Annotated in this window: 19 protein-coding genes and 2 pseudogenes; 13 read left to right on the top strand and 8 right to left on the bottom strand. The window is 70.9% G+C overall.

Annotated elements, in window-relative coordinates:
- Positions 1–227 (bottom strand): annotated as a pseudogene (locus tag ADK36_RS11805) (hypothetical protein); the annotation flags it as partial.
- A 112-nt stretch (positions 228–339) separates the two neighbouring features.
- On the opposite strand from ADK36_RS11805, the gene ADK36_RS11800 reads away from it, so the two are divergent.
- The 7 genes and pseudogenes from ADK36_RS11800 (at position 340) to ADK36_RS11775 (ending at position 6,576) form a co-directional block, all read left to right on the top strand.
- Positions 340–846 carry a protein-tyrosine phosphatase family protein gene (locus ADK36_RS11800; protein WP_048586106.1) on the top strand — a complete coding sequence of 169 codons (507 nt, stop codon included), beginning with the start codon at positions 340–342 and terminating at the stop codon, positions 844–846.
- Between the two features lie 116 nt (positions 847–962).
- Positions 963–1,718, top strand: coding sequence for a hypothetical protein (locus ADK36_RS11795; RefSeq protein WP_048586105.1), 756 nt, complete (start codon positions 963–965; stop codon positions 1,716–1,718).
- Positions 1,715–2,950 (top strand): sensor histidine kinase, encoded by a 1,236-nt coding sequence (locus ADK36_RS11790; protein WP_053197239.1) that lies wholly within the window; start codon positions 1,715–1,717, stop codon positions 2,948–2,950. The genes ADK36_RS11795 and ADK36_RS11790 overlap by 4 nt, the downstream gene beginning before the upstream one ends.
- A 147-nt stretch (positions 2,951–3,097) precedes the next feature.
- Positions 3,098–4,480, top strand: coding sequence for an FtsW/RodA/SpoVE family cell cycle protein (locus ADK36_RS11785; protein ID WP_048586103.1), 1,383 nt, complete (start codon positions 3,098–3,100; stop codon positions 4,478–4,480).
- On the top strand, positions 4,477–5,952 hold the full coding sequence (locus ADK36_RS11780; RefSeq protein ID WP_048586102.1) for a penicillin-binding transpeptidase domain-containing protein: 1,476 nt from the start codon (positions 4,477–4,479) through the stop codon (positions 5,950–5,952). Before ADK36_RS11785 ends, ADK36_RS11780 begins: the two co-directional genes overlap by 4 nt.
- A gap of 70 nt (positions 5,953–6,022) precedes the next feature.
- Positions 6,023–6,112 carry a DUF3291 domain-containing protein gene (locus tag ADK36_RS50080; RefSeq protein WP_234329740.1) on the top strand — a complete coding sequence of 30 codons (90 nt, stop codon included), beginning with the start codon at positions 6,023–6,025 and terminating at the stop codon, positions 6,110–6,112.
- A pseudogene (locus ADK36_RS11775) lies at positions 6,113–6,576 on the top strand (DUF3291 domain-containing protein).
- On the opposite strand, the gene ADK36_RS11770 reads toward ADK36_RS11775, so the two are convergent.
- Positions 6,573–7,682, bottom strand: coding sequence for a ferritin-like domain-containing protein (locus ADK36_RS11770; protein ID WP_053197258.1), 1,110 nt, complete (start codon positions 7,680–7,682; stop codon positions 6,573–6,575). The pseudogene ADK36_RS11775 and the gene ADK36_RS11770 overlap by 4 nt on opposite strands.
- Before the next feature lie 126 nt (positions 7,683–7,808).
- On the opposite strand from ADK36_RS11770, the gene ADK36_RS11765 reads away from it, so the two are divergent.
- From ADK36_RS11765 to ADK36_RS11750, 4 genes are all read left to right on the top strand, one after another.
- The gene (locus tag ADK36_RS11765; RefSeq protein ID WP_048586101.1) at positions 7,809–8,747 is read left to right on the top strand and encodes an AurF N-oxygenase family protein; all 939 of its coding nucleotides are present in this window, start codon (positions 7,809–7,811) and stop codon (positions 8,745–8,747) included.
- Positions 8,748–8,881: 134 nt separating this feature from the next.
- A complete protein-coding gene (locus ADK36_RS11760; protein ID WP_048586100.1) occupies positions 8,882–9,526 on the top strand; it encodes a TetR/AcrR family transcriptional regulator in 645 nt (214 codons plus the stop codon).
- Positions 9,519–9,839, top strand: coding sequence for a hypothetical protein (locus ADK36_RS11755; RefSeq protein WP_199830152.1), 321 nt, complete (start codon positions 9,519–9,521; stop codon positions 9,837–9,839). The genes ADK36_RS11760 and ADK36_RS11755 overlap by 8 nt, the downstream gene beginning before the upstream one ends.
- Before the next feature lie 102 nt (positions 9,840–9,941).
- On the top strand, positions 9,942–11,027 hold the full coding sequence (locus ADK36_RS11750; protein ID WP_048586098.1) for a C40 family peptidase: 1,086 nt from the start codon (positions 9,942–9,944) through the stop codon (positions 11,025–11,027).
- Between the two features lie 59 nt (positions 11,028–11,086).
- Here ADK36_RS11750 and ADK36_RS11745 read toward each other — a convergent pair whose 3' ends face one another.
- Genes ADK36_RS11745 through ADK36_RS11725 form a run of 5 tightly spaced genes read right to left on the bottom strand, consistent with a single transcriptional unit; the run spans position 11,087 to position 16,754 of the window.
- Entirely contained in the window at positions 11,087–12,340 is a 1,254-nt protein-coding gene (locus ADK36_RS11745; RefSeq protein ID WP_048586097.1) for a styrene monooxygenase/indole monooxygenase family protein, read from the bottom strand.
- Between the two features lie 26 nt (positions 12,341–12,366).
- Positions 12,367–13,017: a GTP-binding protein gene (locus ADK36_RS11740; protein WP_048586096.1), complete on the bottom strand. Its 651-nt coding sequence runs from the start codon at positions 13,015–13,017 to the stop codon at positions 12,367–12,369.
- Positions 12,998–13,426 carry a DUF742 domain-containing protein gene (locus tag ADK36_RS11735; RefSeq protein WP_048586095.1) on the bottom strand — a complete coding sequence of 143 codons (429 nt, stop codon included), beginning with the start codon at positions 13,424–13,426 and terminating at the stop codon, positions 12,998–13,000. The genes ADK36_RS11740 and ADK36_RS11735 overlap by 20 nt, the downstream gene beginning before the upstream one ends.
- Positions 13,423–13,926: a roadblock/LC7 domain-containing protein gene (locus ADK36_RS11730; protein ID WP_048586094.1), complete on the bottom strand. Its 504-nt coding sequence runs from the start codon at positions 13,924–13,926 to the stop codon at positions 13,423–13,425. The genes ADK36_RS11735 and ADK36_RS11730 overlap by 4 nt, the downstream gene beginning before the upstream one ends.
- Complete coding sequence (locus ADK36_RS11725) at positions 13,923–16,754, bottom strand: sensor histidine kinase (protein ID WP_053197237.1); 2,832 nt, start codon at positions 16,752–16,754, stop codon at positions 13,923–13,925. Before ADK36_RS11725 ends, ADK36_RS11730 begins: the two co-directional genes overlap by 4 nt.
- 418 nt (positions 16,755–17,172) lie before the next feature.
- Between ADK36_RS11725 and ADK36_RS11720 the strand changes: the two genes are divergently transcribed.
- Entirely contained in the window at positions 17,173–17,961 is a 789-nt protein-coding gene (locus ADK36_RS11720; protein WP_048586092.1) for a protein phosphatase 2C domain-containing protein, read from the top strand.
- Positions 17,962–18,046: 85 nt separating this feature from the next.
- Here ADK36_RS11720 and ADK36_RS11715 read toward each other — a convergent pair whose 3' ends face one another.
- A complete protein-coding gene (locus ADK36_RS11715; RefSeq protein ID WP_078916651.1) occupies positions 18,047–18,559 on the bottom strand; it encodes a MarR family winged helix-turn-helix transcriptional regulator in 513 nt (170 codons plus the stop codon).
- Between the two features lie 239 nt (positions 18,560–18,798).
- Here ADK36_RS11715 and ADK36_RS11710 point away from each other — a divergent pair, with 239 nt between their 5' ends.
- Positions 18,799–19,647 (top strand): lysozyme, encoded by an 849-nt coding sequence (locus ADK36_RS11710; RefSeq protein ID WP_048586091.1) that lies wholly within the window; start codon positions 18,799–18,801, stop codon positions 19,645–19,647.
- Positions 19,648–19,732: the final 85 nt, after the last annotated feature.

Raw genomic sequence — 19,732 nt, 5'->3', positions numbered from 1 at the left:
GTGGCGGCTTCCAAGGTCTCGTGCAGTGCCTCGGGCGGGGCCACGGTCACCGGGCCGGTGACGAAGGGGCCGAGGGCCTCCAGCACATCCTCTCTGCGGTCGTCGGAGAGCAGGTTGATCCTGGCCGCCTCACGGTCGTACCAGGCGATGTTCCGCCCGTCCGCGGCGCAGACGTAGAGCCGTTCCTGGCCGTGCCGCCAGGTCGGTATGACGCGCAGTCCGCTCATGCACCATCACCCCACTGACCATGGGAACAGGCGGGGTGCTGCGGGGGCAAGAACCCGGTTACCTTTGAGAGGAGTTGGGCAGACCGCCCTGGGGGTGGTTGGGGAGGCGCCGTTGCGTACCCGCAGGAAGCAACCCGACGTACCGGCTCCGGACAGCCCGTGGAGCGAGATCGTGCCCGGCCTGTGGATGGGCGGGCACGAGTTCCGGGGGCAGTCGGGGCAACTGGAGTTCGCGGTCGTACGGGACGAGTTCGATCTCGTACAGACGCTGCTGCGGCTGCCCGGACACGGGCCGGATCCCGGTGTCCGGCACCATGTGTGGCCGATCCCCGACGGGCCGCTGGACGGGACCCAGCTGGCCGGGGTGATACGGCTGGCGGACGCCGCGTGCGAGGCGCTGGACGAGGGCCGCAGGGTCCTCGTCCGCTGTTATCACGGGTACAACCGCTCGGGACTCGTCATCGCCCACGCCCTGATCCGCCGGAACCACTCCGCCGAACAGGCGATCCGGCTGATACGCTCCCGCCGCTCTCCGTGGGCCCTGCACAACGAGCTGTTCGTCGACTACCTCCGAGCCGGCCTGTCGACCGCCCGGCTCCTTGAGGAACTCGCCGAGTAACCGGTTCGCCCGTCCGCCCACCGGGTGCGCAAAAAGGACTTCCGTCCGAATAGTGTGTACGGGCCGACACCCACCCCGAGCCCAGCCCCAGCCCCAGCCCCAGCCCCAGGAGAACCGTGCCCCGCAGCCGCCCCGCGCGCATCGTCGCGCTCGTCGCCCTGCTGCTGGCGGCCGCCACGGCCTGCGGTGACGCCGGGGACCTCAAGGGCGCGGGCCCGACCGAGACCGCGGTCAGCCCGGACAAGCTCTGGCCGAACCTGACGCCGGCGTCCCGCCCCGCCTATGAGATCGGCGAGGTGAACCGCGAGGTCGTGAAGGGCGTCACCGTCCCCGGGAGCGACCTCCGCAACGTGAACCCGGTGGCGGTCGTGGGCAAGGAGATCGCCAAGAGCCCGGGGGACTACGAGGGCGACGACGCCCCGTACCGCGACACCGGCCGGCTGATGGCCGACTGCGGCAAGGGTGCCGGGCACGGGAAGTGCCCGGTGCTGCGGCCCTACCTGCGGGACCTGACCGGCGACGGACAGCCCGAGCTGACCCTGGGCTTCCGGCTGATGCCCGGCAAGACGACCGCCGTGCGCGTCTACACCGTCGAGAAGCACCGGCTCGTACAGGTGATGAGCTGGGACGACGCCGTCAGCAGCGTCGAGCTGGCCGGGCGGTCGGTGATCATACGCTCACCCTCCGAGGTGGCCGGCTACGAGTACCGGCTCCAGTGGACCTGGGACGCGGACCAGAAGGCGATGCTGCTCACGCACGACGAGATGCTGCGCACCGGGCCGCACAAGAAGGAGACGCCCCACCCCACCCCCTCGCCTTCGGCCTCGCACTCAGCATCCCGTTCGGCCTCCCCCTCGGCGAGCACGCCATGAGGCCCTGGCTCCCCCGGTGGGCCGGCACGCTCGCCGTGAAGGCCGCCGTCTTCATCACGGTGATGTGCTGTGCGCTCGCCGTGATGCTCGGCATCCTGGTGCACGTCTCGGTGACCAACCAGACCGTCGGCCAGGCCCGCGACCTCGCGCTGTCCCGGCTGGAGGACGCGACGGCGGCGTTCGAGGCCGGGGACGCCCTCCAGCACGGCGTCGCCCTCGACCCACCGGAGCTGCCCGAGTCCCTGCGGGAACTGGCCGTCGCCGGGGAGCGGGGCACGATGGTCGCCGAGTACCGGGGGCGCCCCACGATGTGGGCGGCGGGCCCCGCCGACGGCGAGCGAGCCCTGGCGGTCGAGGTCGACTACTCGCAGCAGGCCCGCACCATCGAGGGGCTCGACCGGGCGATCGTGTGGTCGTCGGCGCTGGCGATCGGGGCGACGGTCCTGGTGGGCGCGTTCGCGGTGACCCGGGTGACGCGCCGGCTGCACGCCACGGCCCGGGTGGCCCGGCGGATCAGCGGGGGCGACCTGGACGCGCGGGTCGACGATCCCCGTACGAAGGATCCGACCCGGCCGCAGGACGAGGTGGCCGCGGTGGCCGCCGCCCTCGACTCCATGGCGTCGTCGTTGCAGAGCAAGCTGCTCGCCGAGCAGCGCTTCACGGCGGACGTCGCGCACGAGCTGCGTACGCCGTTGACCGGGCTGCACGCGGCGGCCGAGTTGCTGCCGCCGGGGCGGCCCACGGAGTTGGTGCAGGACCGGGTGGCCGCGTTGCGCACGCTGACCGAGGACCTGCTGGAGATCTCGCGGCTGGACAGCGGGCGGGAGCGCTCGGAGGTGGCCAGCGAGCCGCTGGGGGCGTTGGCCGAGCGGGTGGTGCGGGCGTCCGGGACGCAGACCGAGGTCGTCGTCGTGCGGGACGCGGTGGTGGACACCGACCGGCGGCGGCTGGAACGGGTGCTGGGGAACCTCGTGGCGAACGCGCACAAGCACGGGCGGGGGCCGGTGTCTCTGACGGTGGACGGGCCGGTGGTCACCGTGCGGGATCACGGCGTGGGCTATCCGGAGTATCTGGTCGCCCATGGGCCGCAGCGGTTCCGTACGGAGGGTGGGGCCAAGGGGCACGGGCTGGGGCTGACCATCGCGCTGGGGCAGGCGGAGGTGTTGGGGGCTCGGCTGACGTTCGACAACGCGGCGGACGGCGGTGCCGTCGCCACGCTGACGCTCCGCTAGGGAGAACGAGGACCAGGAGCTCGGGGCGGCCGGTTGTTAGTCGGCTGCAAAACCGTGGGGCGCACTACATCAAGGTCTTCGGGCACAAGCCACGCTGACGCTGAGCCATAAGGCACACAAGACGGACTAATTGGGTAAGTTCCGGACATGACCAAGGCCGGAACCACCCTGGTGGCAGCGGACACCCCCGCTCCCGCCGTACGTCTCCCCCGGCGCCGTGGCATCGAACTGGCCCTCATCGTCGTGGCCGTCCTGCTCTCCGTGTACGGCTACTGCGCGGTCGGCCTCGCCAAGCACGGCACCGTCCCGCCCGGCGCCGCCGGCTACGGCGCCGGGCTCGGCGTACTCGCGTTGGTCGCCCATCTGGCGGTGCGCCTGCGCGCCCCCTGCGCGGACCCGCTGCTGCTGCCGATCGGGGTGCTGCTCAACGGCCTCGGCCTGGTCCTGATCTACCGGCTCGACCTGGAGACACCCAACGACCTGGCGGCACCCGCCCAACTCGTCTGGTCCACGCTGGGCGTGGCGCTGTTCATCCTGGTCGTCCTCCTGCTGCGCGACCATCGCGTCCTCCAGCGCTACTCCTACGTCTGTGTCGTCGCCGCGCTCGCCCTCCTCACCCTGCCGATCTTCTTCCCTTCCGTGAACGGCGCCCGCATCTGGATCCGGATCGCCGGATTCTCCATCCAGCCCGGCGAGTTCGCGAAGGTGCTGCTCGCGGTGTTCTTCGCGGCGTATCTGGCCGCCAACCGCAGTGCGCTGGCGTACACGGGCCGTCGTGTCCTCGGGATCGAGCGACTGCAACTGCCCACCGGCCGCGTCCTCGGCCCGATCGTCGCCATCTGGCTGCTGAGCGTGGGCGTCCTGATCCTCGAACGCGACCTCGGCACCTCCCTCCTGTTCTTCGGCCTGTTCGTGGTCCTTCTCTACGTCGCCACCGGCCGCACCGGCTGGATCGCGCTCGGCCTGCTGCTCGCCGCGCTCGGCGCGGTGGCCGTCGGGCAGTTGGAGCCGCATGTGCACGGCAGGGTCGAGGACTGGCAGCACCCGTTCGCGTCGATCGAGGCGGGCGAGGGCCCCAACCAGCTGTCCCAGTCGCTGTTCGCCTTCGCGGCGGGCGGCATGCTCGGCACGGGACTGGGCCGCGGCCACTCGATCCTGATCGGCTTCGCCGCCAAGTCGGACTTCATCCTGGCGACGGCCGGGGAGGAGCTGGGCCTGGCCGGCCTGTCCGCGATCTTCCTGCTCTACGGCCTGCTGGTGGAGCGCGGCTACCGGGCCGGGCTCGCCCTGCGCGACCCCTTCGGCCGACTGCTCGCCGTCGGGCTCGCCTCGATCGTGGCGCTCCAGGTGTTCGTGATCGCGGGCGGGGTGACCGGCCTGATCCCGCTGACCGGCATGGCGATGCCGTTCCTGGCACAAGGAGGCTCGTCGGTGGTCACCAACTGGGCGATCGTTGCGCTGCTGATCCGGGTGAGCGACAAGGCGCGCAGCAGACTCGGCGTACCCAAGGGCGAGGAGGCGGCCCGATGACCCGGCACATCCGGCACGCCGCCTTCTTCTGCGCCCTGCTGCTGGTCGCGCTGCTCGTGAACGCCACCCGCATCCAGGTCTTCGAGGCCCCGTCCTACGACGACAACATCGCCAACCGGCGCACCACGATCTCCCGTTACGGACAGCCGCGCGGCGACATCCTGGTCGACGGCGCCCCGGTCACCGGATCCCGCGACACCCGAGAGCCCCTCCGCTACGAACGGACGTACACCAACGGCCCGATGTACGCCCCCGTCACCGGCTTCGCCTCGCAGGTGTACGGCACGACCCTCCTGGAGCACACGGAGGACGGTGTCCTGTCGGGCACGGACCCCCTGCTCTCGCCCTTCCCCCTCTGGAACGGCAGCGTCCGCGACCGGTATCCCAGCGGCGACGTGGCCACCACCCTCCGCGCGGCCGCGCAGCGGGCGGCGTACGAGGGCCTCGCGGGCCGCAAGGGCGCGGTGGCGGCCGTCGAGCCGGCGACGGGCCGGATCCTGGCCCTGGTGTCCGCCCCGTCGTACGACCCGTCCGTCCTGTCCGGGAACCGCTCGGCGGTGGCCCGGTCCTGGGCGACGCTGAACCGCGACCCGGACAAGCCGATGCTCAACCGGGCGGTGCGCAAGACGTATCCGCCTGGTTCGACCTTCAAGGTGCTGACGGCGGCCGCGGCCCTGGACTCGGGCGTGGTCGAGGACCTGGACAAGCCGACCGACTCCCCCGCCCCCTACACCCTGCCGGGCACGAGGACCTCCCTCACGAACGAGTCCGAGGGCTGCAAGGACGCCCCGCTGCGGAAAGCGTTCGAGTGGTCGTGCAACACGGTGTTCGCCAAGCTGGGGGTCAAGGTCGGCGTGGACCGGATGGCGGCGACAGCGGAAGCCTTCGGCTTCAACGACGCGAACCTCAAGATCCCGTACTCGGTCGCCGAGAGCACCTTCGACACCACGGTGGACAAGGCACAGCTCGCCCTGTCGTCGATCGGCCAGTACAACACCCGCGCCACACCGCTCCAGATGGCGATGGTCGCGGCGGCCGTGGCGAACGGCGGCCAGGTGCGCTCGCCGTACCTGGTGGAGCGCACGACCCGGGCGGGCGGCTCCACGGTGTCGACGGGCGGTTCACGCCCGGCACGGCAGGCCATGCGCCCGTCGACCGCCGTACTCCTCAAGGAACTCATGGCGGACGTGGTGCGGGAGGGGACCGGCACGAACGCCTGGATTCCCGGCGCGACGGTCGGCGGCAAGACCGGCACGGCCCAGCACGGCCTCGGCAACTCCGGGACGCCGTACGCCTGGTTCGTCTCCTGGGCGAAGGGCGACACCGATCTGGAGCCCAAGGTCGCCGTCGCCGTGGTGGTGGAGGACGCGGACGCGGACCGGGGCGAGATCAGCGGCGGCGGGGACGCGGCCCCGATCGCGCGGGCGGTCATGGAAGCGGTGCTGAACTCCCCCTCGAAGAACAGCCGTTGAAGCGCCACAGGGGCCCAAGCGCTGAGATACCCCTTGGGCCTCTCGTCCGTCCCGACCTGTCGTTCGGTCCATGACGACGACATCAGCCGCCGCGGAAGCCGCCTACGAACTCGCCCAGGTCAACATCGCCCGCCTCAAGGCCCCCTTGGACTCCCCGTAGTTGAAGGACTTCGTCGACAACCTCGACCCGGTGAACGCCGACGCCGAGGCCGCCGACGGCTTCGTCTGGCGCCTGAAGGGCGACTCCGGCGACGCGACCGACGTGAGCGTCTTCGGTGACGAGTGGCTGATCATCAACATGACGGTATGGCGCGACACCGACACGCTGACCGCGTGCATGTACCAGGGCCGCCACCGCGAGATGCTGGCCCGCCGCCGGGTGGGGGTCCCCCCACGCCCTTAAGGCAGTGGGGGAGGTTCGAGCGGGTGCAGGAGGCGATGACGACCCTGTGGTGGGTCCCCAAGGGCCACCGCCCGACGGTCGCGGAGGCCGAGTCCCGCCTTCTCCACCTCCGCACGAACGGCCCGACCCCGTACGCCTTCACCCTGCGCACGTCGTTCCCGCCGCAGGGGGCGGAGCCGGTGCTCGGCGAGGTCCCGGACGGGCTGGGCTGCTCGGCCTAGGGCTCGTCCGCCCCCGCCGCGATCGCCTCCCCCACCTCGGCGACCCGTTCCCGCTCCTCCGCCGCGAACCGCTCCGCGTCCAGCTTCTCGGCGATCTCCTCGTCCTGCGCCATCAGCAAATCCAGATTGGAGTCCCCCATCTCGAAAACACCCATGTCCACATAGGCCCGCTGAAGGCGCGTGCCCCACAGCCCGATGTCCTTCACGCAGGGGACGATGCGGGAAAAGAGCAGCCGCCGGAACAACTGCAAGAACTCCGACCGCTCACTGATCTGCTCCGCCTCGGCCTTCGGAATGCCGAAGTTCTCCAGAACCTCGACACCCCGCAGCCGGTCCCGCATCAGATAGCAGCCCTCGATGACGAACTCCTCACGCTCGCGGAGTTCGGCGTCGCTCAACTGCTTGTAGTAATCCCTCAGCGCCATACGCCCGAAGGCCACATGCCGCGCCTCGTCCTGCATCACATATGCCAGGATCTGCTTGGGCAGGGGCTTGTCGGTGGTGTCCCGGATCATGCCGAAGGCGGCCAGCGCGAGCCCTTCGATCAGCACCTGCATACCGAGATACGGCATGTCCCACCGGCTGTCCCGCAGGGTGTCCCCCAACAGGGACTGGAGATTGTCGTTGATCGGATAGACCATCCCGATCTTCTCGTGCAGAAAGCGGCCATAGATCTCGGCGTGCCGCGCCTCGTCCATCGTCTGGGTCGCCGAATAGAACTTCGCGTCCATGTCGGGCACCGACTCCACGATCCGCGCCGCGCAGATCATCGCGCCCTGCTCACCGTGCAGAAACTGGCTGAACTGCCAGGAGGCGTAGTGCTTCCGCAGCTCGCCCTTCTCCCGCTCGCTCATCTTCGCCCAGTAGGACGTCCCGTACAGGGCCATCGCCTCTTCCGGCGTACCGAGCGCGTCGTACGGATCGACCTCCACGTCCCAGTCGATCCGCAGCTGCCCGTCCCACTGCTTGTCCTTGCCCTTCTGGTACAGGGCCAGAAGCCGCTCGCGGCCGTCGTGGTACTCCCAGCTGAAACGGGCCGCGCCGGCCGCCGGCACCTGCCACTGAGGGTCTCCGGGGTCCTTGGCGTACAGGTCGTATGTCGGCATGCCCCGCAGGCTCACACGCGGTAGACGAGGGGTCAACAAGTCCTGCGCGAGGGATTGACGGGCTTGCTGACAAGCAGTCTCATAAGACCCCGGAAGACGTACCCCCGGTAACAGAGGTGAGGACCGATGACGACCCTGACGGAAGCCGACGCGCTCGACGGGCTGCGTGACGCACTCGGCCTGCTCAAGGACCGCGAACAGGTGGCAGAACGCCTCCTCGCCTCTTCCGCCAAGCACTCCTTCGACCCCGACAGGGAACTGGACTGGGACGCGCCCTTCGAGGAGGGCAAGTGGTTCTGGCCCCCGGAGCTGGTCTCGCTCTACGACACGCCCCTCTGGAAGCGCATGAGCGAGGAACAGCGCATCCTGCTCTCCCAGCACGAGGCCGCCGCGCTCGCCTCCCTGGGCATCTGGTTCGAGATCATCCTCATGCAGCTCCTGGTCCGCCACATCTACGACAAGTCAGCGACCAGCGCCCACGTCCGCTACGCCCTCACCGAGATCGAGGACGAGTGCCGCCACTCCAAGATGTTCGCCCGCCTGATCTCCCACGGTGACACCCCCTGGTACCCCGTGAGCCGCGCACACCAGAACCTCGGCCGCCTCTTCAAGACGATCTCCACGACCCCCGGCTCCTTCACCGCCACCCTCCTCGGCGAGGAGATCCTCGACTGGATGCAGCGCCTGACCTTCCCGGACGAGCGAATACAGCCCCTGATCCGCGGCGTCACCCGCATCCACGTCGTCGAGGAGGCCCGCCACGTCCGGTACGCCCGCGAGGAGCTGCGCCGCCAGATGGTGACGGCCCCGAAGTGGTCCCAGGAGTTCACCCGGGTCACGTCGGGCGAGTTCGCCCGCGTCTTCTCCGTGGCCTTCGTGAACCCCGAGGTCTACACGAACGTCGGCCTCGACAAGCGGGAGGCCATGGCCCAGGTGAAGGCGAGCGGGCATCGACGGGAGGTCATGCAGACCGGGGCGAAGAAGCTGACGGACTTCCTGGACGACATCGGCGTACTGCGCGGGGTGGGCCGGCGCCTGTGGAGGTCGTCGGGTCTGTTGGCGTGAGTGGGGCCGCGCCCCGCGCCTGACAGCCGACGGCACCGCAGCTCCCCAAGGGGCGCGGGGAAGTGCGCGACCAGCCACGTCGGATCCGCAACCGCCGATCACCAGCACCCCTCACGGCGACTAGGCTTCATCCCATGACCGCCGCTCCGGCCTACCGCCGCCTCAGCGTCGAGGAGCGTCGCAGTCAGCTCCTCGACGCCGCGCTGAGACTGTTCGCACACCGCGCCCCCGAGGACGTGTCCCTGGACGACGTGGCAGAGGCAGCCGGAGTCTCCCGCCCCCTGGTGTACCGCTACTTCCCCGGCGGCAAGCAACAGCTCTACGAGGCCGCCCTCCGCTCGGCCGCCGAAGAGCTCCAGCACTGCTTCGACGAACCCCGCGAGGGCCCCCTCCTCCCCCGCCTCTCCCGCGCCCTCGACCGCTACCTCACCTTCGTCGGTGAACACGACACCGGCTTCAGCGCCCTCCTCCAGGGCGGCAGCGTCGTGGAGACGTCCCGCACCACCGCCATAGTGGACGGCGTACGCCGAGCCGCGGCCGAGCACATCCTCAGTCACCTGCGGGTCACCGATCCCGGCCTCCACCTCCGTATGACCGTGCGCATGTGGATCACCGCGGTCGAGGCGGCCTCCCTCATCTGGCTCGACGAGGGCAAGCAGCCGCCCGTGGAGGAACTACGGGACTGGCTGGTCGACCAGTTCGCAGCCGCACTCGCCGTCACCGCGAAGCGGGATCCCCAGACCGCCGCCCTGTCCGAGCAGCTCGCGGCGGATGACTGACACTGGTGCCGTGAAGAGCGAAGACACCCCTTTCGAGGGCGGCCCCATGGACGGCCGCGTCCTGCCCGTGCTCCTGGGCATGACAGGCCACCCGCCCAAGACGTACCGCATCCCCGTGCCCGACCCGCACGGCGGGCCGCCCACGGTCCTCGTCTACCGCCGCGTCCCGCGCACACCGGGCACCCGCGTGGGCCTCTCCCACCGCTGGAAGTACGAGTACGCCCCCGAGGGCGAGCCGAGCCGCCGACTGAACTGGCCGTGGTCCAAGCCAGACACCACGCCGCAGGGCAAGCCACACGACACGAACGAGTGACGGGGCTCCGCCACCCCGCGCACACCTGCCGAGCGAACAGGCCGTCCGCGGCTAAAGCTCGCGGTGCGGAGCAGAAATCCTCTCCGCACCGGAGGTGATGGCATGTCAGGAAGGCTTCTGCGTCTGGCGTCTACGGCTGCGGTCTCGGCCGCCACGGTCCTCGCATCCGTTTCGGTACCGGCACCCGCGATGGCGGCCCCCGACCCGGCCCCCGCCCCCCGGGAGCATTCCGAGCGCTCCACGGCCGCCCTCCTGACGGACCTCCAGCGCCTCTACCGAAAGACCGAACAGGCCACGGAGACCTACAACGCCACCGCGGAGAAGCTGAAGAAACAGCGCACCGAGGTGTCCCGCCTGGACGCCGCCCTGGCCCGCGCCCGCGCCTCCCTGCACGACAGCCGAGGCGCGGCCGGCCGCCTGGCCCGTCAGCAGTACCAGAACACCACCGACATCTCCCCGTACGTACGCCTGCTCCTGGCCCGCGACCCCCAGCACGCCCTGGACCAGGGCCATGTCATCGGCCTGCTGGCACGCGAGCGCGCGGAGGCGGTCGGCCGGCTGACCGGCACGGAACGCAAGGCCGACGAGCTGGCCCACCGGGCCCGCAAGGCCCTCGACACGCAACTCGCCCTGGCCAAACGCCAGAAGAGGGACAGGGACGCCGTGCAGAAGCGCCTCAGGAAGGTCGAGGAACTCCTGGCATCCCTGACCGCCGCCCAGCTCAAGGCCCTGGCCGAATTCGAGAAGACCGACATCGCCAAGGCCCAGCGGGCCTTCATGGCATCCGGCGCCCTGGCCAAGGACGACCACAAGCCCTCCTCCAGGGCGAACCGAGCGATCCGCTACGCCAGGAAGCAGCTGGGAAAGCCGTACAAGTGGGGCGCGGAGGGCCCGAAGTCGTACGACTGCTCAGGGCTGACGTCCGAGGCATGGGCCCACGCCGGCACCCCGATCCCCCGTACGAGCCAGGAGCAGTGGGCGCGGCTCGACCGCATCCCGCTGCCGAAACTGCGCCCGGGAGACCTCGTCGTCTACTTCCCCGACGCCACGCACGTGGCCCTGTACATCGGCAAGGGCAAGGTGATCCAGGCCCCGCGCCCCGGGGAGAAGATCAAGGTCTCCCCGATCGCGTCGAACCCGGTCCTGGGAGCCGTACGCCCGGAGGCACGCGGAAAGGCCGGCCGCTAGGGCCTGTCCGGCGGCCAGCCACCCATCACCCGCGTGAACAACCCTGCGGGTCAATACACCTAGGTGCCGGAGACCTCGGCGAGATACGCACCGGTCTTCTCCGGCTCGTACAAGAAGTTCTCGAAGTCGGCCGGGTCGTTGAACCCGTTGGCGAACCGGTCGGCGACCGGCGGCAGCTGGCCCGCCGCGCCGATGAGGTTGAGGATGTGCTCCGGCGGCGGCGCCAGCATGGCGTTCGTCCACTTGGTCACGTGCTGAGCGGTGGCCCAGTACCGGTCGAACGTGGCGCGCATCCACGCCTCGTCGAACTCCTTGTCCCCGTGCTCGACGATCGAGGCGAGATACGCGGCCGCGCACTTGGACGCCGAGTTGGACCCCTGCCCGGTGATCGGGTCGTTCGCCACGACGACGTCCGCGACGCCCAGCACGAGCCCGCCGCCGGGCAGCCGCCCGACCGGATTGCGCACGGTCGGCGCATACCGCCCGCTGAGGACGCCCCCCGCGTCCGTGAGTTCGGCCTTGGTGGCCCGCGCGTACTCCCACGGGACGTACTTCTCCATGAGTTCCAGGGTCAGGGAGAGGTGTTCCGCCGGGTCCTTCACGCCGTCGAAGACGTCGAGCGGGCCGCCGGGTATGCCCTCCCAGAACAGGATGTCCGCGCGCCCGGAGGTCGTCAGGGTGGGCATGACGAACAGCTCGCCGACACCGGGGACGAGGTTGCAGCGGACGGCCTCCTGGTCCGGGTGCTCCGGACGCGGGCCCAGGCCGTGGACGTACGACACGGCCAGCGCGCGCTGCGGCTCGCTGTACGGGGACCGCTCCGCGTCCCGCCCGAACATCTGGACGAGCTCGCCCTTGCCCGCCGACACCAGCACCAGGTCGTACGTACGGGAGAAGTAGTCGAGGTCGCCGACCGCCGCGCCATGGATGACCAGCTGGCCGCCGCGCTGCGCGAACGTCTCCATCCAGCCGGCCATCTTCACCCGCTGGTCGACCGACTGCGCGAACCCGTCGAGGTGTCCGACCCAGTCGATCGCCCGCGCCGCGGGGCCCTCGCTCCACGAGCCGGGGGCCGCCACCGAGACGCCGAGTCCTTCGATCTTCGGGGCCTGGGACTCCCAGAAGTTCAGCTGGAGATCGCGCTCGTGCTGCAGTGCCGTGTGGAACATGCACTGCGTGGACATGACCCGGCCGGAGCGGATCTCGTCCGCCGTCCGGTTGGACATCAGGGTGACCTCGTACCCGTGCGACTGGAGTCCGAGGGCGATCTGGAGTCCGGACTGGCCGGCTCCGACGACGAGTATCTTCCGCATCCGGGGCTGTTCTCCTACTCGGGGATCTACTCGGGCGTTTCGTCGAGCGCGTGACTGACGAGGCTCAGGAGGGTCTCGATCACCGTGATCCGACGGCGCGCATCCATGATCATTACAGGTATGCGCGCCGGGATCGTCAATGCCTCCCGCACGTCCTCCGGCTCGAAGACCTCACTGTCGTCGAAGTGGTTGACCGCGACGACGTACGGCAGTCCGCAGCTCTCGAAGTAGTCCAGCGCGGGGAAGCAGTCCTTCAGCCGCCGGGTGTCGGCCAGGACGACCGCGCCGATCGCGCCGCGCACCAGGTCGTCCCACATGAACCAGAAGCGCTGCTGGCCCGGCGTACCGAACAGGTACAGCACCAGGTCGTTGTCGAGCGTGATGCGGCCGTAGTCCATGGCCACGGTGGTGGTCAGCTTGCCGGGCGTCGAGGTGAGGTCGTCGGTCCCCTCGCTCGCCTCGGTCATCAGCGCCTCGGTCTGGAGCGGCGTGATCTCCGAGACGGCGGTGACCAGCGTGGTCTTGCCGACGCCGAAGCCACCCGCCACGACTATCTTCGTGGCGATGGGAGCCCGGGTACGGTCCGTCTGCCAGGGCTGTTCGGGCCCCTCGTCGGCGAGGAACGAGTCGGGGCGGGGGGAGACACCGCGAGCGGCGTCAGAGACGACGGAGTCCACTCAGCACCCTTTCCAGCAGCGCGCGTTCCGGCCGGCCCGTGCCGTGGCCGGTTCCGGTGCCGTACACACGGATCCTTCCCTGGTCCGCGAGATCGCTGAGGAGCACGCGGACCACGCCGAGCGGCATCTTCAGCAGCGCGGCGATCTCGGCCACCGTGCGCATACGGCGGCACAGTTCGACGATGGCCCGCATCTCCGGCATCACCCGGGTGGTGAGGGAACCATTCGTCAGTTCCCGGCGCTCCTCGGCGGCCTCCAGCGCCGCCGTGCTGCCGACGAACGTCTCGACGAGGAGGACGTGGCCGAAGCGGGTACGGCCGCCGGTGAGCGAGTAGGGGCGCACGCGGGCGGGCTTGCGGCCGCCGCCGCGGACGGGGAGCTGGGGCCTGTGCTGCGGGGCGTTGCTCATCGGGTACTCCCTGCCGACGCGGCTTCCAGCGACTTCCGTAGCTCGCTGCGGAGTTCGGGGGTGAGGACGTGGCCGGCGCGGCCGACGAAGAGCGCCATGTGGTAGGCCACCACGCTCATGTCGCAGTCCGCGGAGCCGTGCACGCCGAGCAGCGAGCCGTCGCTGATGGACATCACGAACAGGCTGCCCTCCTCCATCGCGATCATCGTGTGCTTCACCCCGCCGAACTGCATCAGCTTGGCGGCGCCGATGGTGAGGCTGCCGATGCCGGAGACGATGGTGGCCAGGTCGGCGGAGGAGCCGCGCGGGCCGGTGGGCTTGCCGGTCCTCGCCTCCCGGGCCTCCGCGTTGCGGGCGTGGTCCGAGGAGAGCAGGAGCAATCCGTCGGAGGAGACCACCGCGACTGACTGGATGCCCGGCACCTCCTCGACCAGATTCGTCAACAACCAGTGCAGGTTGCGGGCTTCACTGCTCAGTCCGAAGGTACTGGGCGCGGTCAACTGCTTGCCTCCTCGACTGTGCCCCCCGTGGCTGCTTCGGATTCTGCTGTCGGGGCCGTGTGCTGGCCCGTGTGTTCGGCGATCTCCGCCTGTACGTCGCGGTGTCCCGCCTCCGCTCCCCTGCGGAAGCCGCCGAGTCTCCTGCGGAGGGCTTCGGCGTCGACGGTGCCGGTCCGCTGGCGCGGGGCCTGGGCGGGGGCGGTGATCTTCGGGGTGCGTTTGGGGAGGCCCTTGTCGGTGAGCGGGTCCTCGTCCGGGGTGCGGGTGTGTTCCGCCTCGGCTGCGCCTTCGGCGGGGTTTTCGTACCCACTCGCACCACCCGTGCGGGCATCGTCGTCGGATGCGGGTGGCCCAGGTGGGGCGCCCTCGCCGTCGGCGGCCGCGGGCTCATGGATTCCCGGTTCACCACTCCCCGGTTCGCCGAGCGCGGGCTCGGCAGCCTCCGACTCGCCGGGCGCCGGCTGTACCGGGATCAGGAGTTCCATCGTGGTCTCGGCCGGGTGCTCGCGCTCCTGCTCGGCCTCGGGTGCGGACGGCCGGCTGTCCTCCGCCGTCTCCCGTACGGCCTTCTCCGCCAGGGCCACCAGGGGGTCGCCGGACTTCGCGCGGCCGTGCAGGACGTTGGAGTTGGCCTCCGCGTCGGCTCCGGGGAGGGAGAAGGCGTGGGTGCCGGTGGAGTGCGGTGAGTCCGACGGGACCGCGGCCGCGGGGGCGGCGGCCAGGAGGCCCTTGGGCAGGACCGCGACCGCCGCGATGCCGCCCTGCTTGTGCTCGCGGAGCTGCACGCGGACGCCGTGGCGGTGGGCGAGGCGGGCCACGACGTACAGGCCGAGGCCCAGGCCGTCGTCGCCCTCCTGGTCGTAGGAGTTCTCGGGGTCGAACTCGGCGAGGCGGGAGTTGAGGCGGGTCAGGCGCTCGCCCGTCATCGCGATGCCCTCGTCCTGGACGGAGAGCATGACCTCGCCGCTCTCCAGCAGCCAGCCGGAGACCTCGACGGGCAGGTCGGGCGGGGAGAACGAGGTCGCGTTCTCCATCAGCTCGGCCAGGAGGTGGGAGAGGTCGTCGGCCGCGAAGCCCGCGACGTGCGCGTGGGGCGGGAGCGCGGCGATGCGGACCCGCTCGTACCGCTCGATCTCGCTGACCGCCGCGCGGACGACGTCGACGAGCGGGACCGGTCCCGCGTGCTGCTGGACATGCTCGGTGCCCGCCAGGACGAGGAGGTTCTCGCTGTGCCGGCGCATGACCGTGGCGAAGTGGTCGAGCTTGAAGAGCGTGGAGAGGCGCTCGGGGTCCTGCTCGCGCTCCTCCAGGCCCTCGATGACGGCGAGCTGGCGTTCGACGAGGCCGAGGGTGCGCAGGGCGAGGTTGACGAAGGTGCTGCCGATGCTGTCCCGCAGGCGGTCCAACTGGGCTGCGGACTCGGCGAGTTCGGCGCGCAGCCCCTCACGGGCGTCGGCCATCTTCTGCCGCTGGCCGACGAGGTGCTTGCGGTCGGACTCCAGGGTGGTGATGCGCTCGTGGAGGGCGACGGTGTGGGCGTGCAGGGCGTTGACGGAGTTGACGACCTGGGCGAACTCGTCCTTGCGGCCGTTGAACTTGACGGGTTCCTCGGCCGCCGGGTCCTCGGCCTCGGCGAGCCGGGCGGAGCCTAGGCGCAGGACGGCGAGGGGCCGGGTGAGGCTGCGGGCCATGCCCGTGGCGACGCCCACGGCGAGCAGCATCAGGGCGCCGAGGATGGCGATACGGATCTCCAGCGCGGTGACGTCGTCGTCGCGCAGCTGCTCCAGGGCCTTGGTGCGGCGGTCGTAGAGGGCGGACTCCACACCGCGCATCAGGTCGACGCGGGCGGAGAGGGCCGCCTCGGCACGCTTGGTGTCGGTGGCCAGATCCCGGTCGGAGAGCGTGGCCTGGTCGGTGAGGGCGGCCAGATAGCGGTCGGCGGTGTTGACCTCGTGTCCGGTGACCGTGGAGTCGTACGAGGTGCGGGCGGTCTTCGGCGCGGTGTCGTGGAAGTCGGCGAGGGCGGCGTCGGAGCGCAGCCGGGCCTGCTGGGCGGCGGCGCTGAGGGCGGCGCGCTGCTTGGCGTCGGCGTCCGAGGAGGTCTCTCGGGTGCTCGCGATGCCGGTGACCGGGTCGACGACGGTCTCGGTGGTGGTCGGCACGCTGAGGGCGGCGAGCACCAGCCCGCGGGCGGCGGCGGCCTGCTGTACGGCGGAGTCCAGCTCGGCGAGCGCGTAGGCGCCGGCGCCCGCGCGGGGCGGCGTCTGTGCGGCCAGGCGCTCGGCGAGCCGGTGGAGTTCGGTGATGGTGGCCGAGTAGGCGGTGTGCGCTTCCAGCGCGCTGCTCTGGCCGGTGAGCGCGGCCCTGCGCAGGGCCGCGATGCCGTCGAGGTCGTCGCGCAGCGAGGCGGGCGCGTCGGTGTCGGCGCGCAGTTCCTCGACCTGCCGGTCGACGCGGACGCTGCGCTGCTCGCTGGGCGCCTTGGACTTGGGGCGGCCGGCGGCGATGTACGAGGTGACCTCGTCGCGCTCGTCGGCGAGGGAGTGGGCGAGGGTGAGCGCGTTCTCGGTCTGCTCGGCGAGCGTCACCAGTTCCTGGGAGTCGTGCAGTTGCCCGGAGGCGGCGACGACGGAGGGGACGCCGGCGCCGGCGATGGCGGCGGCCACGACGGCCACGGCGACGATCAGCCGGTTCCGTACGTGTGTCGGACGCCCCTTGCCGGCGGGTGCGGCGTCGCCGGTGGTGCCGGTCGTGGCAGCGGGAGCGGGCTGCGCGCCCCCCGTGGAGGGCGTCTGCTTGCCTGAGCGACGTGGCCGCATCTTCTGCACCGGTGCTCGCATTCCTGACTCGTGATACCCATGGGTCCGGATGACGCTCCGTCAACTACCGCCGACCTTGCGTACACCCCTCCCCCAAGCTCTCGACTTCGCTCGAGCAGGGGGTGTCCTCACCGGTCCCCGACCCTCCCAGTGCCGGTGGGCAACGGCCGCGCATCACCTGACCCGCCACCCGAAGGAGTGAACCCCGGAGGGGAGTTGGCGGGCAAGTTCCTCCGGCGCGTGCACGCCCCTTGCCCGGCGGGCCGGTTGGACGTCTGCGGCGGGCGGTGGCAGGATTCGCCGCCACGCGTTCCCGGAGTGCTTCATTCCACCCCAAATCAGACGCCTGACCTGCGCGGCCGCGCCCATACGGCAGCCGATGCGACCCGTTCGTGAACCTTGTGAAGGGCTCGTGCAGACTGGCTGGATGCGAACAGAGCTTGTTTCGGAGCCCGGTGACCCGGCCCGCCCCAACGAGGACTTCGCGAGTGTCGGCCTTCCCGCCTCGGGACAGGGCGGCGTACTGGTGGTCCTGGACGGAGTGACCCCACCGAGGGGTGAGACGGGCTGTCTGCATTCGGTCCCCTGGTTCACCGCACGGCTCGGCGGAGCCCTGACCGAACTGACCGTTTCACTCCCCGATGTTCCCCTCGCCGACGCGCTGAGTGACGCTCTCACGCGTACCGCCGAGGCCCATGCACAAACCTGTGACCTTTCTCACCCACGCACCCCACAGGCAACGGTGGTTCTGGCCCGCTGGTCGGCGGCGACGGTGGAGTACCTGATCCTCTCCGACTCGGCCCTTCTGCTGGAGTCGCCCGACGGCACGATCACTCCGCTCCTGGACGACCGGCTGGCCCGCCTCCCGCGTGCGTCGCTGGCCACGGACGCCCTGATCGACGCCCACATCCGCAACAAGGAGGGCGGCTTCTTCACGGCCGCCGCGGATCCGTCGGTGGCGGCGCGGGCGGTGACGGGGGTGCTGCCGCGCGGGGAGGTCCGGGCGCTGGCGGCGCTGACGGACGGGGCGACGCGGTGGGTGGAGAAGTTCCGGGAGGGGGACTGGGGGGACTGCTTCACCTTCGTACGGAAGGAGGGGGCGCGGGGGCTGGTGGACCGGGTACGGACGCTGGAGCGGGCCGACGCGGAGGATCGGACGTATCTGGGGCGGAGCAAGACGCACGACGACGCGACGGTGGTGTACGTGGAGTGCTGAGCGGCGGGGTCGCGGACGACGACCGGCGCGGCGCGGTCGCCCCCACGCTCCGGGCGCTCCGCGGACCTGCGCCTTCGGCTTCTCCCTACTTCTCCATCCCGCGGTTCAGCTGGTTCAGCAGCCGGGCCAGCTCCGCGACCTCGCGCGGGTCCCAGTGGGAGAGCTGCTCGACATAGCGCGCCCGCCGCGCCTCGCGCACCTTGGCGACCCGGCCCCGTCCCTCCTCCGTGAGGTGCACCAGCCACGCCCGTCCGTCGGCGGGGTCGGGCTCGCGGGCGACCAGGCCCAGATCCTCCAGGGCGCGCAGCTGGCGGGACATCGTGGCCTTGCCGACGCCGATGTAGGCCGCGAGTTCGGTGGCCCGCAGCCGCGTGGACTCATCCAGGCGGACCAGCAGGCCGTACGCCGCCGACTCCAGGTCCGGATGGACCTGGCGGGCCATCTCGCCCTGCTTGGCCCGGGCGCGCCGGAACAGGACCGTCAACTCGCGCTCCAGATCGAGGAACTCGGGCCGGCCCAGTCCGCCACCTGACGCTCCCTCGGAGGGGGCACCCCCGGACCCGACTCCCCGTCCGTCCCCGTTTCCGTCTTCCCGCACGTCAGCCCCTGCCTCGAATTTCCCGGTCCGGAAAGTTTCCGCCGACCGCCGTCATTGCCGCAGCTCCGTCAGTATTTCGCAGGCTCAGACCAACGGCAGCCTCCGGACCCCCTTCCACCTGCCCTTCTGTGTGCCTAGGTTCTGTGACCGGACGCGCCTGTGGCATGCCCACGCCATCACTACGGCTGTCGCGGCGCGCGTTTCCCCAACGAGCGTCACCGAGCCCGCGGAGGCACGCTATGCCCGTGCACAGATCCGAACCGCCCCGCCCCCGGCGCCCGCACCTCGCCGGGCTCCTGCTCACCGCCGTCCTCTCTCTCCTGCTCGCCACCCACCCCTCCCCCGCCTTCGCCGACGACCCCCCGCCGGTCGGCGAAACCCCGCCCCGGGGCTCCGCCCACATGGGCATGGGCGTCCTGGCCCATGACGGCACGGACGGCGTCCCCGACGCCGACCTGGCCGCCGAGACGGAAGGCGTCGACGTCTCCAGCCACCAGGGGGACGTCGCCTGGCCGACCCTGTGGGACAGCGGAGTGAAGTGGGCCTACGTGAAGGCCACCGAGGGGACCTACTACACCAACCCCTACTTCACCCAGCAGTACAACGGCTCCTACGACGCCGGCATGATCCGCGGCGCCTACCACTTCGCCACCCCGGACACCACCAATGGCGCAACCCAGGCCGACTACTTCGTCGACCACGGCGGCGGCTGGTCCCGCGACGGCAAGACCCTGCCGGGCGCCCTCGACATCGAGTGGAACCCGTACGGGGACGCCTGTTACGGCAAGACGCCGAGTGCGATGGTCACCTGGATCCGCGACTTCCTGACCCGGTACAAGGCCCGTACCGGCCGCGACGCCGTCATCTACACGGCCACCAGCTGGTGGAAGCAGTGCACGGGCAACCACAGCGGCTTCGCCTCCGCCAACCCGCTGTGGATCGCCCGGTACGCCTCGGCCGTGGGCGAGCTACCGGCGGGCTGGAGTTACTACACCGCCTGGCAGTACACCTCCTCCGGCCCGACCGTCGGCGACCACAACCGCTTCAACGGGGCGCTCGACAGGGTCGTGGCGCTCGCCAACGGCTGATGCGGCGAAGGCCCGGGCCTCCCTCACGGGACCCGGGCCTTGCCCCTCCGGACCCCGTGGGCGGAGCCCGCTGAGGACCACGTCG

This window comes from Streptomyces viridochromogenes (assembly GCF_001270495.1).
GTDB classification, from domain to species: Bacteria; Actinomycetota; Actinomycetes; order Streptomycetales; family Streptomycetaceae; genus Streptomyces; species Streptomyces viridochromogenes_A.
This window is presented reverse-complemented; position numbering and strand designations above follow the sequence as displayed.

Bases quoted from the DNA above. Each gene is read 5' to 3' on its own strand.
- ADK36_RS11780 (WP_048586102.1), top strand. From the start codon at position 4,477: ATGACCCGGCACATCCGGCACGCCGCCTTCTTCTGCGCCCTGCTGCTG.
- ADK36_RS11735 (WP_048586095.1), bottom strand. From the start codon at position 13,426: ATGAGCAACGCCCCGCAGCACAGGCCCCAGCTCCCCGTCCGCGGCGGC.
- ADK36_RS11785 (WP_048586103.1), top strand. From the start codon at position 3,098: ATGACCAAGGCCGGAACCACCCTGGTGGCAGCGGACACCCCCGCTCCC.
- ADK36_RS11710 (WP_048586091.1), top strand. From the start codon at position 18,799: ATGCCCGTGCACAGATCCGAACCGCCCCGCCCCCGGCGCCCGCACCTC.
- ADK36_RS11790 (WP_053197239.1), top strand. From the start codon at position 1,715: ATGAGGCCCTGGCTCCCCCGGTGGGCCGGCACGCTCGCCGTGAAGGCC.
- ADK36_RS11750 (WP_048586098.1), top strand. From the start codon at position 9,942: ATGTCAGGAAGGCTTCTGCGTCTGGCGTCTACGGCTGCGGTCTCGGCC.
- ADK36_RS50080 (WP_234329740.1), top strand. From the start codon at position 6,023: ATGACGACGACATCAGCCGCCGCGGAAGCCGCCTACGAACTCGCCCAG.
- ADK36_RS11720 (WP_048586092.1), top strand. From the start codon at position 17,173: ATGCGAACAGAGCTTGTTTCGGAGCCCGGTGACCCGGCCCGCCCCAAC.
- ADK36_RS11755 (WP_199830152.1), top strand. From the start codon at position 9,519: ATGACTGACACTGGTGCCGTGAAGAGCGAAGACACCCCTTTCGAGGGC.
- ADK36_RS11745 (WP_048586097.1), bottom strand. From the start codon at position 12,340: ATGCGGAAGATACTCGTCGTCGGAGCCGGCCAGTCCGGACTCCAGATC.
- ADK36_RS11770 (WP_053197258.1), bottom strand. From the start codon at position 7,682: ATGCCGACATACGACCTGTACGCCAAGGACCCCGGAGACCCTCAGTGG.
- ADK36_RS11765 (WP_048586101.1), top strand. From the start codon at position 7,809: ATGACGACCCTGACGGAAGCCGACGCGCTCGACGGGCTGCGTGACGCA.
- ADK36_RS11760 (WP_048586100.1), top strand. From the start codon at position 8,882: ATGACCGCCGCTCCGGCCTACCGCCGCCTCAGCGTCGAGGAGCGTCGC.